At 55.1% G+C, this 17,857-nt stretch carries 14 protein-coding genes and 1 pseudogene; 4 read left to right on the forward strand and 11 right to left on the reverse strand.

From position 1 onward, the window contains the following. Positions 1 to 385: 385 nt before the first annotated feature. The 3 genes from K1I37_RS15655 to K1I37_RS15665 all read right to left on the reverse strand — a co-directional run bounded on the left by K1I37_RS15655 (position 386) and on the right by K1I37_RS15665 (position 4,735). The gene (locus tag K1I37_RS15655; protein WP_031219208.1) at positions 386 to 1,042 is read right to left on the reverse strand and encodes a CBS domain-containing protein; all 657 of its coding nucleotides are present in this window, start codon (positions 1,040 to 1,042) and stop codon (positions 386 to 388) included. A 124-nt stretch (positions 1,043 to 1,166) separates the two neighbouring features. Continuing rightward, positions 1,167 to 3,917 carry a pyruvate, phosphate dikinase gene (ppdK, locus tag K1I37_RS15660; RefSeq protein WP_021298236.1) on the reverse strand — a complete coding sequence of 917 codons (2,751 nt, stop codon included), beginning with the start codon at positions 3,915 to 3,917 and terminating at the stop codon, positions 1,167 to 1,169. After that, positions 3,914 to 4,735 carry a pyruvate, water dikinase regulatory protein gene (locus tag K1I37_RS15665; RefSeq protein WP_021298237.1) on the reverse strand — a complete coding sequence of 274 codons (822 nt, stop codon included), beginning with the start codon at positions 4,733 to 4,735 and terminating at the stop codon, positions 3,914 to 3,916. Before K1I37_RS15665 ends, ppdK begins: the two co-directional genes overlap by 4 nt. Before the next feature lie 411 nt (positions 4,736 to 5,146). On the opposite strand from K1I37_RS15665, the gene gap reads away from it, so the two are divergent. Continuing rightward, a complete protein-coding gene (gene gap / locus K1I37_RS15670) occupies positions 5,147 to 6,214 on the forward strand; it encodes a type I glyceraldehyde-3-phosphate dehydrogenase (protein ID WP_021298238.1) in 1,068 nt (355 codons plus the stop codon). A 77-nt stretch (positions 6,215 to 6,291) separates the two neighbouring features. Here the strand turns inward: gap and trxA are convergent, their stop codons facing one another. From trxA to K1I37_RS15700, 6 genes are all read right to left on the reverse strand, one after another. Further along, positions 6,292 to 6,609 carry a thioredoxin gene (gene trxA, locus K1I37_RS15675; RefSeq protein WP_021298239.1) on the reverse strand — a complete coding sequence of 106 codons (318 nt, stop codon included), beginning with the start codon at positions 6,607 to 6,609 and terminating at the stop codon, positions 6,292 to 6,294. A 133-nt stretch (positions 6,610 to 6,742) separates the two neighbouring features. Then, positions 6,743 to 7,837 (reverse strand): sodium:calcium antiporter, encoded by a 1,095-nt coding sequence (locus K1I37_RS15680; RefSeq protein WP_021298240.1) that lies wholly within the window; start codon positions 7,835 to 7,837, stop codon positions 6,743 to 6,745. Positions 7,838 to 7,966: 129 nt separating this feature from the next. Then, on the reverse strand, positions 7,967 to 8,806 hold the full coding sequence (locus tag K1I37_RS15685; protein WP_021298241.1) for an ABC transporter permease: 840 nt from the start codon (positions 8,804 to 8,806) through the stop codon (positions 7,967 to 7,969). Between the two features lie 2 nt (positions 8,807 to 8,808). Beyond that, entirely contained in the window at positions 8,809 to 9,738 is a 930-nt protein-coding gene (locus K1I37_RS15690; protein ID WP_021298242.1) for an ABC transporter ATP-binding protein, read from the reverse strand. Then, on the reverse strand, positions 9,735 to 11,756 hold the full coding sequence (locus tag K1I37_RS15695; RefSeq protein WP_152498867.1) for a hypothetical protein: 2,022 nt from the start codon (positions 11,754 to 11,756) through the stop codon (positions 9,735 to 9,737). The genes K1I37_RS15690 and K1I37_RS15695 overlap by 4 nt, the downstream gene beginning before the upstream one ends. A gap of 141 nt (positions 11,757 to 11,897) precedes the next feature. Then, positions 11,898 to 13,085 carry a YheC/YheD family endospore coat-associated protein gene (locus K1I37_RS15700; protein ID WP_021298244.1) on the reverse strand — a complete coding sequence of 396 codons (1,188 nt, stop codon included), beginning with the start codon at positions 13,083 to 13,085 and terminating at the stop codon, positions 11,898 to 11,900. Between the two features lie 108 nt (positions 13,086 to 13,193). On the opposite strand from K1I37_RS15700, the gene panD reads away from it, so the two are divergent. Further along, positions 13,194 to 13,592, forward strand: a complete 399-nt coding sequence (gene panD / locus K1I37_RS15705; RefSeq protein ID WP_021298245.1) for an aspartate 1-decarboxylase — start codon at positions 13,194 to 13,196, stop codon at positions 13,590 to 13,592. A 147-nt stretch (positions 13,593 to 13,739) separates the two neighbouring features. Here panD and queF read toward each other — a convergent pair. Next, positions 13,740 to 14,084: pseudogene (gene queF / locus K1I37_RS15710) on the reverse strand (preQ(1) synthase); the annotation flags it as partial. Between the two features lie 415 nt (positions 14,085 to 14,499). On the opposite strand from queF, the gene K1I37_RS15715 reads away from it, so the two are divergent. Both K1I37_RS15715 and K1I37_RS15720 read left to right on the forward strand, forming a co-directional pair. Continuing rightward, positions 14,500 to 15,936, forward strand: a complete 1,437-nt coding sequence (locus K1I37_RS15715) for a methyltransferase RsmF C-terminal domain-like protein (RefSeq protein ID WP_021298247.1) — start codon at positions 14,500 to 14,502, stop codon at positions 15,934 to 15,936. A gap of 95 nt (positions 15,937 to 16,031) precedes the next feature. Next, on the forward strand, positions 16,032 to 16,985 hold the full coding sequence (locus tag K1I37_RS15720) for a malate dehydrogenase (RefSeq protein ID WP_021298248.1): 954 nt from the start codon (positions 16,032 to 16,034) through the stop codon (positions 16,983 to 16,985). Here K1I37_RS15720 and K1I37_RS15725 read toward each other — a convergent pair. Continuing rightward, on the reverse strand, positions 16,982 to 17,842 hold the full coding sequence (locus K1I37_RS15725; RefSeq protein WP_021298249.1) for a 3-hydroxyacyl-CoA dehydrogenase family protein: 861 nt from the start codon (positions 17,840 to 17,842) through the stop codon (positions 16,982 to 16,984). The two genes, K1I37_RS15720 and K1I37_RS15725, sit on opposite strands and share 4 nt — an antisense overlap. Positions 17,843 to 17,857 lie beyond the last annotated feature (15 nt).

A 17,857-nucleotide genomic window follows, 5' to 3' on the forward strand; every position in this document is an offset into this window, starting at 1 on the left:
GGCTTTTGGCCCCTTTAAGGCAGAAAAATTACCTTATTGACTGACTTTTGAGGCTTTTCCGTCGAAACGGAAGGAAATAAGGTCTTTTTCATGTCTAAAAGCCGCCGGATGAAAAGAAAAGACACAAATAGCGCACGATTTCTACCTTATCTCCGAACGCACTTGTCCCATACCTCCGATGAACCGCCTCTGTCCCCCGACTGCAACTCGCCCGCACGACGGACGGCGACAACGGGCAACCAAAGCCCTCATGCGGCAACGTAACATCACCAAAGTTGCTGAAAACGCGACATAGGGCCCATCGCGGGCCCCCGTTTCGCGGCTCTACGGCTCTACGGCTCTGCGGCTATCCCGACCCCCATCCCCGGCGATACCGGCTCTGCAGCTATTGCGGATCCGGCGACGCAAGGTCCAACAAAACCTTTGTCATCGTCGTCTTGGTGACCCGTCCGACCACGTGCAGGCGATAATCGCCAGAGTCCTTCGAGGTGACATCCACCGGCTCCACCACAGGCAGCGTATCCACCTTGTTGTTCACCATTTTCCGTGCGGCATCCAGTATGGTATCTTCTGGGCTAACCGTGACCACGTTTGGAAACCGCGTCATAATCATGCTGACCGGGATAGACGTGGCCTGCGTGTTGCCCAGAAGTGTCTTCAGAAGATCCTTTCTCGACACGACGCCACTGAGGTAATTGAACTCATCTGTGACGATGAGGCTGCCCACGTCTTCCAAAAACAACGTGACGACCGCATCGTACAAAGAGGTTACTTCCCGTACGACGACAGGGACGGACTGAACGTGTTGCACCTCTGTGGACAACAATTTCTGAACCGATTCACTCTGTCCGTTCCTGCCTTTGCCAATAAAGTAGCCCACTTTTGGTTTCGCGTCCAAGTACCCTAGCGTCACCAGTAAAGAAAGGTCGAACCGAATCGTCGGCTTGCTCACGCCCAACAATTCAGCAAGCTGCTCTGCGATAATCGGTTCGTGGGTCTCAACCAACCGAAGAATCTCCTTTTGGCGAGAAGAGAGTTCTATGGTGGCTCCCCCCTTTCACAAGCGGCTTCGCGCAAATTCTTTTCGTCGTACTTCAGTATACACCAGCTATCAGGGGAAACAGTGCCCCATGTCCTCAGCGGCAAAATACGCCGGATGAAAGCATTTATCGGGACAAGACCACGCGTGCCATCGCGCCCTCGTCTGATACTGACTCACGTCTCGTTTGCTGAATCGCCGCGTGTGCAGCGGCCAGCCGAGCGATAGGTACGCGAAACGGCGAGCAGCTCACGTAATTAAGTTGGTTGTCGTGACAGAACGCGATGGAGTGCTTTTCACCGCCGTGTTCGCCACAGATGCCCAGTTTTAAGTTAGGCCGAACATGGCGCCCTTTCTCTGCAGCAATCGCGACGAGCGCGCCAACGCCGTCGACATCGAGCACGGCAAACGGGTTCTCCAATAGCACCTTTTCGTGCAAGTACGTCTGCAGGAATTTCCCCTCTGCGTCGTCACGGCTATAGCCAAAGGTCGTCTGCGTCAAGTCATTCGTGCCAAACGAGAAGAATTCCGCCTCTGTGGCAATTTCGTTCGCCGTCAGTGCTGCACGCGGCACCTCAATCATGGTCCCGATGGGACAATGTAGCTCGATCCCCTGTTCAGTCGCCACTTGACGCGCCACGCGTTCAACTAGCGCACGCATCCGCCGCAATTCCTCGACGTGTCCCACAAGTGGAATCATCACCTCTGGCATCGGGTGCAAGCCTTCCTGCAAGAGCTGCGCGGTCGCCTGAAAAATGGCGCGCGCCTGCATCTCGTAAATCTCCGGGAACGTAAGCCCTAGTCGGCAGCCACGGTGGCCGAGCATCGGGTTCAATTCGTGTAGCGCGCGCACCTTTGCGAGCAGCGTTTCAACCTCCGCCAACTCCGCCAACTCCGCATTGAGGCGCTGCACCCGCGCATCGTCGGCGTCTGAGTCGGAGGCCGTCGGGTTATCCAGGTAGGCCAACAGCGTGGCGCGTCGGGCGATTAATTCCTCCAGGCTCGGTAAGAATTCGTGCAGGGGCGGATCGAGTAAGCGAATCGTGACAGGCAAACCGTCCATGGCCTTGAGAATGCCATAGAAGTCTCCTTGCTGCATAGGTAGCAACCGCTCGAGCGCCTGCTCGCGTTCTGCGGTGCTGCCTGCCAAAATCATCGACTGCACGACAGGGACTCTATCTGCCGACATGAACATGTGCTCCGTCCGACAAAGGCCGATGCCCTCGGCGCCAAATGCCCGAGCCCGCGACGCGTCCTCTGGATTGTCTGCGTTCGCCCGAACGTTCAGCGTGCGACTTTCGTCCGCCCACTGCAGCAAAGTCTTGAATTCCTCCGACAGCTCCGGCTCGCGAACGGGCACCGCGCCCAAAAATACGCGTCCCGTGGCGCCGTCAATGGAGACGATGTCCCCTTCCTTGACCACCTGATGGCCAATCACACACGCCCGATTCGACGGGTCAATCGTCAGCGCGTCGCATCCACACACGCACGGTTTCCCCATGCCCCGCGCCACAACAGCCGCATGACTTGTCATGCCGCCACGGCTGGTGAGAATTCCAGCAGCCGCCTGAATCCCGTGAATGTCCTCCGGCGTGGTCTCCGTGCGCACGAGAAGCACCTGCTCGCCGTTTTTCACCCACTGTGCAGCGTCATCCGCATCAAACACCACGCGCCCCCACGCGGCCCCTGGCGACGCAGGTAAGCCCGTCGCGAGCGTCGTTGTCGCAGCGCGTTCGTCGATGGCAGGGTGCAGGAGTTGGACGAGTTGATCCGGATCAACCCGCAACAACGCCGTCTCCCGCGTAATGAGTCCTTCATTCACCAAGTCGACGGCGATTTTCACGGCCGCTTGTGCGGTGCGCTTCGCGCTCCTCGTCTGCAACATATACAATGTGCCTTGCTCGACGGTAAATTCAATGTCTTGCACATCCCGGTAATGTTCCTCCAACTGTCGGCACACGCCGAGGAATTGCTCGTAAATCTCCGGCAAATCCCGCGCCATTTCCGCAATGGGCTTCGGCGTGCGAATCCCCGCGACCACGTCTTCCCCCTGGGCGTTGGTCAGGTATTCTCCAAAGACGCCTCGTTCGCCAGTCGAGGGGTTGCGGGTAAAGGCGACCCCTGTACCGGAATCCTCCCCCATGTTGCCAAACACCATGGACTGAACGTTCACAGCTGTCCCCAAGGTGTCTGGAATATTGTGAATTTGTCGGTAAACGACAGCCCGCGGATTATCCCATGAGCCAAAGACTGCGCCAATCGCATGATGTAACTGCTCGATAGGATCCTGTGGGAACGGGCGCTCCGTCTCTTGTTCCACCAAATCGAGGTACGAGGCCACGATCCGCTGGAGCGCATCTTCGGTCAGGTGCTGATCCACTGCGACGTTTTCCTGTTGCTTGACGTCCGTCAATATTTGCTCGAACTTGTAGTGGGGAATTCCTAGGACGACGTCGCCGAACATCTGGATAAAACGGCGATAGGAATCGTAGGCAAAGCGCGCATTCGCGGTCTTCTTTGCCAAGCCAACGACTGTGCTGTCGTTCAAGCCCAGATTGAGCACCGTGTCCATCATACCCGGCATAGAAATCGGCGCGCCACTTCGAACAGACACCAACAACGGATTATCTGCCGCACCGAATCCTTTTCCCGTGACACGTTCCAGCTTGCGAATCTCCTGTGCAATCTCATCCACCATATCGGGCAGCAGCGCACCACCGTGCTCCCGAAACGCATGACAAGCGCGCGTCGTAATGACAAATCCCGGCGGTACCGGCAGACCCGCGCGCGTCATCTCCGCAAGACTGGCACCTTTCCCGCCCAACATGTATTTGTCCAAATCTTCAATTTCAGCAAACGCGTATGCCCACTTGTTCACAGATATCGCTCCCCTCGACCCATCCATTCCAAAATAATTGCCGCTGTCTCCTCGACAGCCTTGTCACTCACGTCGACGACAGGACAGTTCAATCGTTTCATCACAGACTCCGCAAACTCGAGTTCATCTAAAATTCGTTCGTAGCTCGCATAACTGGCTTCGACGCCAAGCCCCATCATCTTCAGCCGCTCCTGACGAACAAGCGCCAGTTTGTCGGGGCGGATGGTCAATCCAAAGATCTTCTCTTTTGCCGGCAGATTGACTATCGCGCTCGGATTTACTTCAGGCACCAAAGGGACATTTGCCACTTTCAGTCCCTTATGTGCGAGATAGATACTCAAAGGCGTCTTGGAAGTTCGAGATACGCCGACCAAAACGACGTCCGCTTGATGCAATCCGCGCGCCTCTCGCCCATCGTCATATTTCACAGCAAACTCAATCGCCTCAATTCGCCGAAAGTACTCCGCATCAAGTTGATGCACGAGCCCAGGCTTCGCGTAGGGCGGTTGACCAATCACCGTTTCCAGTGCGCACATCATCGGGCTTAAAATATCCACTGTCGAGATACCTAACTGCTCCGCACGCGTGCGCAAATACTCCTTAAGCTGCGACACGACAATCGTAAACGCGACGACGGCACCTTCCTCTACCGCGCGCAACAGCGTATCCTCAATCACCGACAGTTCGTGTACATTGGCCACCCTGCGAAGGACGAGGCGGCCGTGATTGAACTGGCTGGCTGCAGCTCGAACCACCGCCTCTGCCGTCTCACCGGCCGAATCAGACACCACGTAGACGACCGGTAGTGGATCGCTCATCGAGACCTCCCCCCAACCCCAACTGAATTGCCGCGGCCAAACCACCACACTGGCACACGAAGACGGCATCTGCAGCGCATACGAACATGTCTCCACCACCATTTATGACATCGTATATTTCGATTTGAGCATTATAATACATCATAAATGTAATTTGTGAAGTCACAAATATTCGACATTTGCATCTTTCATTCCGCCAAACCACTTGCCGATCAGCTTATTTCAAGCGATTTTCCTACGCAAACAGCCGATGCAAAATGAACAATTCAAAAACTCAACACAATTCGTACATACCATTTCTATTTATGATGTGTTATTTATTTATATAGCGTGTCATTAAAGTGAGGTTTCGCATCTGTATAACGGATTACTTCACAACCGACAACATTACAGCGAGGGGCGGTTCTTCATATGAAAGGTCGAATTGGCATCAATGGCTTTGGGCGAATTGGACGCATGGTATTTCGCAAGGCGCTAGAACTGAATCTCGACGTCGTCGCAGTCAACGGTACGGCGGATCCCGCCACGCTCGTGCATCTCGTAAAGCACGATTCCATCCACGGCCCCTGGTCTATACCGATTCAGGCGACCGCCCGCGGATGTGTCGTCAATGGGCGGGAAATCCAATTTTTCTCCACCAGAGACGCACATGCGCTCGATTGGGAAGCGGTCGGGGTAGACATCGTCATCGAGGCGACCGGCGCATATCGCACATATGAGGGCGCCGCCATTCACCTTGAACAAGGGGCGAAAAAGGTGATTGTCACAGCCCCGATGAAAGGGGAAACCGGGGCGGATTTGACCGTGATTATGGGCGTTAACGACCACGTCTACGACGACAGTCGTCATCACATTCTCTCGGGCGGATCGTGTACGACCAATGCCTTAGCTCCGATCATCCACGTTCTGCATCAAGCGTTTGGGATAGAAAGTGGATTAGTCACAACGGTTCACGCGTACACAAATGATCAACTCAATCAGGACAATCCACATCACGACCTTCGCCGCGCTCGCGCATGCACCCAATCCATCATCCCGACAGGAACCGGCGCTGCCAAAGCAATTGGACAGGTCATCCCGGAACTCGCTGGACGCCTTCATGGGCTGGCACTGCGCGTACCGACGCCAAACGTCTCAATTGTCGACGCCGTGTTGGGATTACAAACCGACGTCGACGTCGAGATGGTTCACGCCGTGTTACAACAGGCGGCACTGGGTTCTCTGCGCGGCATCCTCGACATCTGTCACGAACCACTCGTATCTATCGATTTTAATGGCGACGAACATTCGGCCATTGTGGATAGCTTATCGACCATCGTGATGGAAAATCACACAGTCAAAGTCCTCGCGTGGTACGACAACGAGTGGGGATACTCCTGTCGGATTGTCGATCTCGCCAAAAAGGTGATAGACGAAGCCAACCACGCTAAACAGACCATTCCACGCGGGCTCTACGCTTGGCAAAGCGACGTCTATTAAACCAACACGAAAGGAGCCATCCCGCACACGGAATGGCTCCTCGATTCGATTTATGAACACCTTCTGACTTCAGTGACTTAAATGACGTCGCTCAATTGCGCAACCAAGTCATCCTTCGGCTTATAACCAATCAATTGCTTGACGACTTGACCGTCCTTGAACACCAACAATGTCGGGATGCTCATGATACCAAATTGACCCGCAGTCTGTGGGTTTTCGTCCACATCCAGCTTGCCAACGACCAGCTTGTCAGCATATTCGTCTGACACCTCTTCGAGAACAGGTGCCATCATTTTGCAAGGCCCACACCATGTAGCCCAGAAATCCACCAGGACAGGTTTATCGGATTGAATAAACGACGCGAAGTCGGCATCTGTTACCTTTTGCGTTGCCAATATTCTCGCTCCCTTCTATAAATGACCACAGGATTTATTGTACCACAATCAGGCGTCGAACATATATCGCGCAGACCAACAAATGCCCAAAAGCGACATGCCGAACCGCCACCACCAACAGCAGCTCAAACGGCTAATAGCGCAGTTTGTTAGCCCGCCTGTCAGAAATGAAGGCCAATAACAGACTCGCAGTGATGAGCAGTCCGAAAATCCAATAAAAGCGGTGCATTCCGTAGCGCGAGGCCATCGTTTGCATCGGCAACACCCAATACAGTGACGACGAAACGAGCAACATCCAGGGTGTCAAGCGGTTGTATAGTCGGTACATCAAGAAGGTGAAAAGTGCCGCGCAAAGCGTGAGAATGGCTGTGAGTAACGCATCCGACGTGAAGTTCCACGGCGTCATCCAAATGCCAATGGCCGGTACAAGTGTGCTTTGAAAGACCATGGCGCCCGTAATGTTGCCAGAGGCGAGACTGTCTTTGCCTTGGCGGATCCACACCACGCTGTTGAGCGTCTCCGGCAATTCAGTCGCGAGCGGAATGATGAGCGCCGACAGGACGAACGTCGGCATCCCCACGCGCACAGCAATCCGTTCGACGCCACCCGTGAGCGTATGTGCGCCACCGACAATCAGAGCCAAGGCGATGAACAATTGGACAAAGACGACCGTGAGGCTGGGGGTCGTTGTTTTCCGTTGAATATATAGGGGCTTTAGTTCATCCGATTCAAGTCTGTCCGATTTATCACTCACCGATAACACGATAAAGACAATGTAAACCCCGATGAGTAACAGGGGGATGATTTGATGGGTCATCTCCGTGGGCACGAGGCCCGCAAACATCGCAAGCGCGTAAGCCACGAGAAAACACACGCTATCCCGCTGATAAGATGACTTTCCCACGTGCAGGAGATATCCGGTCGATTTTGAGCGAAAGGAGATCAGCGCACAGGCCATCACGAGTGAGCCAAGCGTCGCGAGCAAAAAGGGCGCACCAAGAATGCCCCCAATGCCCACTTGCTCAGCCTGGTGAGACTGACTAAAGACGATAGCGGTAATCGGCACGGCCGTCTCTGGAAGTGCAGTGCCGACTGCAGCCAAAACGCTGCCGACAGCACCCTGGCCTAACCCGAGCTTGCGGCCCAGCCATTCAATCGAGTTGGTGAACAATTCCGCACCAAACAGAATCATGGCCAACGAAAAAATCATTTGCACGACCAGTACCAAGCCAGATCCCTCCAGACCAAATCACGCCTGTCCTTAGACCGTACGCGGATGCCGTCTGGAATATGACAAGTCGGGCCAGTCTACCGCCTTTTCCGAAACATGCGTTGTTCACACGCGAATCCCTAGCGTCTATTGGTACTGCTTTTCAGTATGGCTCCTGCCGCCAGGCAGTCGCGAAAACCACTGCGGGCGCAAGCGCCAGAGGCTTGGAATGAGCAACACGAGATTCACGACGACATAAAACCAAATAAACGTCAGCCAATCTCGTCCTGTTCCCGTCACCGCCCCTTCAAGCGAAGCCTCCACGTAGAGCGGATTGAGTGCCAGAATAAAGTTCGCCCAATGCAGGCTGAACAACTCAATGGGGTTTTGCTGATACATCATCTTCAACCCATACCCCACCGCACCGAACACCACCATCATCACAGAAACCGTGCCATAACAAAGCACCGTGCTCCAGGTCGAGCGCAAGGCGATCGTCGAGAACAACACACACAGCGTCGCAATCATGACAATGGTGAACAATTGAAAGCCTAAGACCGCAATTAACTCCTGTGGTACGGCCCCGCCGTACAGGAACACCAAGCTGTACACGGGCAGGGTGACAACGACCAAAAGCACCAACAGCGCGCTCGAAGAGAGAATCTTACCAAGCAGGATGCCAATCGGCGACAATGGGGTCGTGAGGAGAACCGCCAGGGTCTTGCGCTCACGCTCGCCACTGACAGCCCCCGCCGCAAAGGCGGGTGTGAGAAAAGCCACGACGACCATCTGCAGCAGACTCAAAATGACAAACACCTGCTGGCTCTTCGTCGGCTGCACAAGATATAGCTGTCCCTGGACATTTTCATAGAGCAAGAAAAACGTCAATATCACCATGCAAAGGACGTATCCCGTGATAATCACAGGTGTGCGCATGGTCCGCATCCGTTGTCGAAATTCTTTTTCCAATAGCGGGTTGGTCCGCATGCTCACATTCCCTCCTGCACAGCCGAGAGCCGTAAAAACAAATCTTCAATATCTGTCGGCTTCTCCGTAAACTGAGTCAGACGCACGCCCGCTTCGACCAGCCGCGTCAACAGCGCTGCCTGCTGCGTATGCGTCCCTGCGTAGAGCACCTCGATCCCCGTACGTCCACGCTCCACCTGCAGTACCTGTTTGTCCTCTGCCAACACACGCGTCATCGCATCGTCATCTCCCTGTGAACATAAGACGAGCGTGCGATAAGCGTTCGAGTGTTGCAACATGACCTGAATCGCGGCGACAGCGACCAGTTCCCCCTTGCGCAAGATGCCAATTTCGTCGGCCACCTCCGCCAGTTCGTGCAAAATGTGCGTACTAATGACAATGGTCTTGCCCATGTCCCGAAGCCCTTGCAAGACAGCGCGCATCTCCAAGCGAGATCTGGGATCAAGCCCGGATGACGGCTCGTCCAGTATCAAAACCTCAGGGTCGTGCATCAGACAGCGAGCGATTTCCAAACGCTGCTGCATGCCTCGCGACAGCGCGTTCACGTAGGTATTGCGCTTATCTGTGAGGCGCACGCGTTCGAGGAGTTCCTCGGCCCGTGAGCGCACCAAGCGCCTATCTACGTCGTAACAATCCGCAAAAAATCGCAAGTACTCCATCACCGTGAGTTCGTCGTAGACGCCAAAGGAGTCCGGCATATAGCCAATCGACCTGCGCACCTCACGAGGATTACGCGATACCTCGTACCCATTGATATAGGCGTAACCGTCCGTCGGAGTCGACAGCGTGGCCAACATCGACAAGGTAGACGTCTTACCCGCGCCGTTCTCCCCGACCAGCCCAAACACCGTCCCCCGTTCGACAGAGAGGTTCATCTCGTTCACGGCGACCATCTTGCCATACCGCTTCACAAGGTTTTGTGTGAGAATCACGGCAACGGACCTCCTATGCCCGGGTTCACATCCGCATATTGACGTACAAGGACAAGCGTTTTATCACTGCTCACATCTTGCGCAACAGTCGGTGTAGGCAACATCGACGTGCGCTTGTCCGTGGTCGCGATGACCATCGCACTCGCATTTTCCGCATCGTCCGATTCCGTGGCCACACTGGAGGAGAACTGGCCTAAATACGCTCCCAGTGACCGCCCAATGCCATGGGTCAAGTCCCGGTTGTACGTGCCATAATCCGAGATCCACTGCTTTGTCGTCGTTCCCGACGTGGGGTCTAACTCTACTGTCTGCCCCGGCTTCATGCTGCCGAGGTGATACATGTGGTCTTGCCAGACAATCGCGACGTGATCGAGTGGATATGGCGTATCGTTCGTCAAAGTACCAAAGAGCAAACCGTAGGCGCTGCTCAGGTTCGTGTCAATCTGTCCACTGTGATTATCCAGATGTGCAGCGTACACGTACCGAACGTGCCAGCGACCAACATTGCGAAACTGCACATTCGTATCCGCGTTTCCATAATGTACCGCCGCATCGGTTAAGGGCAGGACATCGTTCACAGACAATGGCACGGCGAGCGTTTGACTTGGCAACGAGAAATCGAGTCCGCCTGGATACGGGGACATAATCGCCTCGACGCCATAGGATTCCGCCTTGCCGTCGCCGCTCAGATCTAAGACGCCAACACCGTCCATCAACAGCCCACTCGGCCGCTCGGTGCCACCAAACAGATAAATCCCGACCGTCGTGATCCCGCTGAAGATAGGCAGCAGCCCCCACGCAAAGTGCGCGCGGCGAAATCTGCGCAACACGAGAAACAAAACGGGTCCAATCACGAGCAGATACACCGCAAAAACGACCGCAAACACAGGCAGCGAAGGGACGCGCAGCGGCGCCAATGCATCGCCGACAGACGCGAGATTCTGCGCCACCGAGTCACTAAACAGATGCGCGAGGCCAGAACCTGACCCAGCGACGCCATCCTTGAAAATCGCCGTCCACAACAGTGGATTGCCCGACCATCCTAGCAAGTTCGGATCCATCGGCGAAAAAGCAGTCTGCCAGACCTGGCCCCTCCCCAAATTCTCGCTCGCCAAGAGCGGCCGCTGGTTGCTGCCAGCCCACAACCTCGCTGTCGCGGCGATACCGCCAACTTGAACCGGCACATTCGCATCTAACCCCGCACTATTCGCAAACTGGGCGATAAGCGTCCCAGGAACTGCTTCCTCCGCACCTGGCTTCAACGGCACGCTCGACTGCCACTTGGCCGGCGCCTGGCCGGTACCCGACAGGACGAGCAGGCCGCCGAGTTCCACCCAGTTGTACAGCGCCTCTTGTTGTGCCACAGACAACCGCGACAAGGTGTCGACCGTCGTCACGACTGCCGTCAGGCCGCTCAGCAAATTGACGGACGTGGGCACCAAATCTGGGTTTAGCGCCACGGGTAACACAGGGTTTACAGTTGTGCTCGATCCCGCCAAAAACTGCGTCGATTGACTACTATTCGCCAACACGGCGACCAGCGCGACGTGATTGACCGAATTGCCGTTGAGTGCGGCTGTATAGAGCGGTTGTCCATTTGCTGAACACGTCACCGACGCGCCCTTTGCGAGGACGACACCGGGGACGTCAATCTCCGTCGTCACCCAACCGTTTGCAGGAAGTTGCACGTGCCACGTAAGCCCCCCGCCCAAACGTCGTCCTCCGACCAGCGCATCGCCGACCTGCACAGTCAGTGTCGCGTCCTCTTTCGCGCCGACATGGTGAATCGTCACCGCAACAGGAACCCAATCTTGCTGAATATAATAACCGCCATACCCGGCGGTCGCGCTCATATACATCGTGGGCTTGTCCGCCGTGGCTGCAAGCACCGTCGTAGGTGCCACAAGGGCCAGTACCGCGCCGCAAAAGAAGCGAATGAGAGACTGCAAGCAAAACAAGTGCATCCCGCGTCGTCTCGTGTGCTCTCTGGCGCCCCTGTGCATGATTTGACCGTTCATGCCATCTTCCCTTCATATGGGCTGCAACTTCGATAGGTCAATCGCTCTCCTACATTGTAATCGTTGCGCCCGTTCGAGGAAACTCGACAAAATCGATCGCTTCCCAAAAGAGGGCCCATTTCGACGATGGACCCTCACACTTCAGCGTCCTGCCCGCCCGCCGACAAACATCCGTGCTGCTTCTTCGCGATGGCCAGGTGAACCCGTCACACCGCCAGACTTTCGGTTGCGCCGCGCAAGAAAGAGCGCAAAGCCAACCGTGTAGCTGGCAAGCTGTTCCAACATCGGCACCGAGAGCAGCGACCTAGCGGGCTTCGGGTTCATTTCAATCATCGACACTTTTCCGTTTTCCTCGACCGCCATATCAAAACCAACCAATCCCACCGTTGGATGCCTGCGAGACAAGACCAAGGCGATTTGCTTGGCCCGCGACTCCAGTTCTTCAACAGGGATTCGCTTGCCTTCACGTGCGGCCATGGCGCTGAGTTTATCAACATCCGTGCGCTCGCCGCCCGCGATAATATTCGTGACAACACCGTCTCGCTGGGCAATTTTTGGAATGATGCCGACGAGTTGCCAATCGCCAAACCCGTCACGATGGAGCACGACGCGAAAATCCACCTTGCGCCCATTCACAGACATCAAGTTGAGACCGCGCTGAACAATATGAGGACGCTGTAAACGGCGCTCAATCCAGTGACGAAGTTGCGGTTCGCTTATCGTCATGCGCATTTGTGCGGTCTGCCGCTTCGTCCTATCGACACTGACGCGGTACTGATTCGGCCCCAAGCGCTCCACACGCGCTACATCCATCCCACCATAACCGCCGATTGGCTTGATGTAGACGACGCCCCACTGCGCGACTCGCTGCATCCCCTGCGACACACTGCGCAGACGCTCCGTTTCCGGTGTGAACTCCAGCATGTCGTTGGAACGCAGAACTTCAATCATGCGCCACTTTCCTGGCAACACAGGATTGTACAAAGGAATGCGACGTTTTCTCGCCTCGCGGCGCAATGTGTCCGAGTACCCTTTGACGGCCAGGTGGACATACACATTTTCATAAATGACATCTGGCAGTCGTTGTATCCTCAACACCCAATTTCCTCTGGGTTCGGCGGGATTCACCGGAACCCAGGCCCGCACCTGCCCAGTGGACCAATCCACTTTTTGTGGATCAAACAGATACAGATGCGCCCCACGGCCGAATGCGTTATGCGCCAACCGAATATACTGCATCGACGGTCGGGTAATGGACTTTCCTGCAATTTGCCGCTTCCTTGGCAAAGCGGTTGTTGCCACACCAATATATCCTGTCGAACCTGCCACCACTTCATCACCTCGATGCAATGCCCAGCACATTATATGTAGGGTCGATTGTGGCGGGTCAATGCTCCTGTCTAATAAACATTCCAAGTATTACGGGAGGTGCAGAAAGTGCTGAGAAAAATTTGCAAGGGGAAACTACACCGACTGACCGTCACCCAGGCGGATTTAAATTATATGGGGAGTATTACGCTCGATCCGCTCCTGATGCAGGCGGCAGACATCCGCCCTTACGAGCTGGTGCAAATTACAAACTTATCGAACGGGCAATTGTGGCACACATATGCGATTGCCGGCGGCAAAGGCAGCGGCGCAGTATGTCTCAACGGTCCACCGGCGCGGTTATTTCAACCCGGCGATAAAATCATCGTGCTCTCCATGGGTTGGATGGATGACGAGGAATGGAATGCCCTCGAAGCAAAGGTGGTGTTCGTCGACGACCAAAATCGCATCTCTTCGATTGTGACACACAAGCCATCTGAGGAGATGCCGGACGCCGATGGGGAATGAGAAATCGGACGCTGTTTCCGGTGGATCAAAAAGAAAAGAGGAGAGTACACAGGAAACAACTTCAGAAGCACGCTGTCTTCCCCACAACCCACCTACTGATGTGCTGTGGGGAAGTACAGTTGTGTGCAACTTTCGCACTTAAGCGGTGTATTCGACCGTAACCTTCGTGTGAATGCCTCCGCGAATCGTAAAATCGCCGACCACTTTCGCATACCGCGGTTGGCTGACCGCAACAAAATCATCAAGGATGCGATTGATGCATGCCTCGTGGTAATTTGCCTCGTTGCGGAAGCTCCAGAGATACAATTTCAGCGACTTGAGCTCCACAATCTTTTCAGCAGGCTGATATTGGATATAAATTGTTGCGAAATCAGGTTGTCCGGTCATCGGGCACAGTGTGGTAAATTCGGCACACTCCATTTCCACCGTGTAGACGCGATTTGGGTGTGGGTTTGGAACGGTCACGAGTTCCTTCGTCGGTTGTGTCAACATATCCATTCAATCCTCTCTATCGTAAAAGTGCATGCGCATAATGCATGGAAGTGTAGTGCATAGAAGTTCATGCATGGAAGTGGCATTGGACAAGTCCAGGGATTCACCCCGTACCAATATACAGACGTACGCCCAAACGCGCAATCCTAAGCCGTTTCCAAGGCGTTGCCAGGAGGTTGCTTTCCCAAGTAATGAAGTCGTAGATGCCCCAGAGAAAGTCGGTCAAGACACAAAGGAAATTATCACTTCATATGGTGTTTTCATTAAGAAGCAATCTTGAGTTTCAAAACGTGTTTTTCACCGGCCCACCAGGATGCTTCATCGCTCGAAGCTTTCACGCGTCATCCACCGTGGTATGCTAAGGAGAAGATAAATGACGAATACGACATGAACTTGGTGGAAGGGACAGAATCCATTGCAGTTGCCAAAGGCATTTGTCGAGATGATGAAACCACTCCTTGGTGCCGAGTGGGCTGATTTTGTCGCGGCATTTCGCGAAACTCCGACGCGCGGCGTGCGAGTTGATAAGTGGTCTATATCCGAAACATCGCAAACGTCCAGCCCAATTCCTCCTGCGGTACAGCCCCACTTAACCGGGCCCATCCCGTGGATGCCTTTTGGGTTCTATATCGACCAGGAATCTGCACTCGGCCGGACAGTATACCACGAGGTCGGCGCGTTCTATATTCAAGAGCCGTCCGCCATGGCCATTGCACGAGCTTTGGACCCACAGCCTGGCGAACGCATTCTCGATCTCTGCGCAGCCCCCGGCGGCAAAACCACAGCCATCGCGCGACTGCAAAAAGAGCTCGGACAGCTTGTCGCCAACGAAATCCACCCGGCAAGAGTCCGCATCCTGGCGGAAAACCTCGAGCGAATGGGGACAGCAGCAGCCGTGACCAACGCATCTCCAGCCGAGCTTGGGGCGGCATGGCCAGATGCGTTTGACGCCATTTTGGTCGACGCACCGTGCTCAGGAGAAGGCATGTTTCGAAAAGACCCATCCGCGCTCGCACAGTGGTCAGACGATGCACCAACGCGTTGCGCGGCGCGCCAACAGGACATTCTCACGTCTGCGGTGTCCATGCTGCGCCCTGGCGGTCGCCTGATTTACTCGACGTGCACGTTTAACCCAATGGAAAATGAGCAGATTGTCGCCTGGCTGGAGGACACGTTCGGGATGTCCGTAGAAGAACTGCCAGACCTGCCACACTGGTCACCGGGGCGACCCGATTTCGCGGATGGTCGCGATAGCTTGCTGCGCACACGTCGTCTCTGGCCACATCGGGCACGCGGAGAGGGACATTTCGTCGCCCGTTTACGCAAGCCAGAGGGCGACACCAGGAGACATCACCTGCCCGCAGGAATCGACGTACATCCACGTTCCACGCACAAGAAGGCGGCGTCAAGACGAACTTCGCTATCATCCAACGCGGAATTCGAAACGTGGTTCGCCGACGTCTATGCCAGTTCGGAGATGTCGATTCAGAAACCACTTCTGCATAAGGATATCTATTTTAGTGATGAACTCAGGGATCTTCCATTTTCAGGAATTCGCGTGCTGCGGCCAGGGACGCCGTTGGCGAAGCGGGGGGCGAACCGGATCGAACCGCTGCACGGCCTAGCACTGCGCGGTCACCCAAGCGATTTTGTCCGCACGGTAGCGGTAGACGAACAGGAGGCCATCCGGTTTATCGCCGGGGATGCGCTCGCCAATCCGACACAAATGAAGGGGTTCGTCGTCGTGGAGCATGCGGGTCTATGTTTGGGATGGGGCAAAGCAGTACCAGGACGCATCAACAACTTGTATCCGAAAGGTTGGCGCAAAACGGGCTTGGTTGAACTGTCGTAATCGGTTGGCGCAACAGCAAAGCCTGTGAACACATCAAATCATGCTTCACAAGGCCCGAGTGTTTGTCACGGCGCCGCAAGAATGGGGGAGTCACAATGCAAAACGGGTGGAAAATCAGTGTGTTCGGTGCCGGGGGGACAGGCGGAGAGATTGCCGAACTGCTCGTACAAAGAGGTTATGGAACTGTGGCGTTGATTGATGTCCAACAAGACCTAGCCGAAGGCAAAGCACTGGATATCGGTCAGTCAGGCGTTCTACTCGGTTCCGATACGCAGGTCATCGGTGGCGCCGAAGCCGCGTTGGCAGCAGATTCCGACGTCGTGGTGATTACCGCCGGTATTGGTCGAAAACCAGGGCTCAGCCGCGAAGACTTGTTAGCCACCAACGCAAAGGTGATGCAGCAAATCAGTCGATCCGTTAGCGCCCTAAGCCCAAACGCAACCGTCATTGTCCTGACGAATCCCGCCGACATCCTCGCGCGCATCGTCTTCGAAGAAACAGGGTTTCCCGAACACCGCGTGATGGCGCAAGGCGGCATTCTCGATAGTGCGCGCTTATCCCATATGATTCACCAGTTAACAGGAATCAGTCACAAACAAATTACATCGATGGTCCTGGGCGGCCACGGCGACCACATGGTGCCCGTACGCGAATTCGCCTCCATCGGCGGAATTCCAGCGAGTCATTTCCTGACAGACGACCAATGGGCAAACGCCGTTCACCGCACGCGCTTTGGCGGCGGTGAAATTATGGAGAAGTTCAAAACGCATGGTGCATCCGTAACCCCTGCGCACGCCGTGGTAACCATGATTGATGCCTTAAAATCCCCCACAGGTCATCTGTTGCCGGTTTCCGTGCGAAGTAACGGCGCCTACGGCCTGCACGAAAACGTATTTATCGGCTTGCCTGTTCGTCTATCGCACCGAGGCGTCGAGCAAATCCTCGAACTGCCACTGACGGACGACGAACACCAGGCACTCGCCGCCTCTGCGGCGTCGATGCAACAGACCTACGACGACTGGAAAAAAACAACGACCGCCACGGATTAAACTCCGTCGCGGTAGTCATAAAAGCCGACGCCTGATTTGCGTCCGAGCTTACCTGCACGCACCATTTGTCGCAGCAATTGCGGCGGGCGGTACTTCGTGTCGCCCGTCTCCCGATGCAACGTGGACGCGGTTTCGAGCAACGTGTCCAATCCGACCATGTCCGCCAGCGCCAGCGGCCCAATTGGGTGGTTGGCGCCTAGTCGCATGCCGGTATCGATATCCTCGGCCGTTGCCAATCCCTCCTGCAGGACAAAGATGGCCTCGTTCAGCATCGGCACGAGAATGCGATTGACGACGAACAGCGGGGCCTCTTTCACTTCAATACACTGCTTGCCCATCCGCTCACAAACGGCTTTCGCTGCATCCAACGTCTCTTGGTTTGTCTCACTGCCGGGAATCAACTCGACAAGTTTCATCACGGGAACTGGATGGAAAAAATGCATACCGATAAATGATTCCGGTCTATCCGTGGCGCTTGCCAATTCCGTGATAGACAACCCTGACGTGTTGGTCGCAAATATTGTCCGCGGCGAGCAAATCTGGCTCAACTCGCGAAAAACCGCTTGTTTCGTCTCCATCTTCTCGGGCACTGCTTCAATAATGAGATGAACATCTCGAAGCATGTCCAAATCTGTACAAGCCCGGATGCGCCGAATTACGCGCTCGCTCTCATCTTGGGAAATTCTCGCTTTGCGCGCTTCCGACGCCAGACGCCGGCCGATTTGGAATAGCGCACCATCCACTGCATCCGCATCGATATCGTATAAAAACACATCATAGCCTTTCGTAGCAGCGGCCTGTGCGATTCCCCTCCCCGTCAGTCCGGCGCCCACGACTCCGATTGAAGTCACTTCCATGACACACCCCTCCGT

This window comes from Alicyclobacillus acidoterrestris (genome assembly GCF_022674245.1).
GTDB lineage: Bacteria > Bacillota > Bacilli > Alicyclobacillales > Alicyclobacillaceae > Alicyclobacillus > Alicyclobacillus acidoterrestris.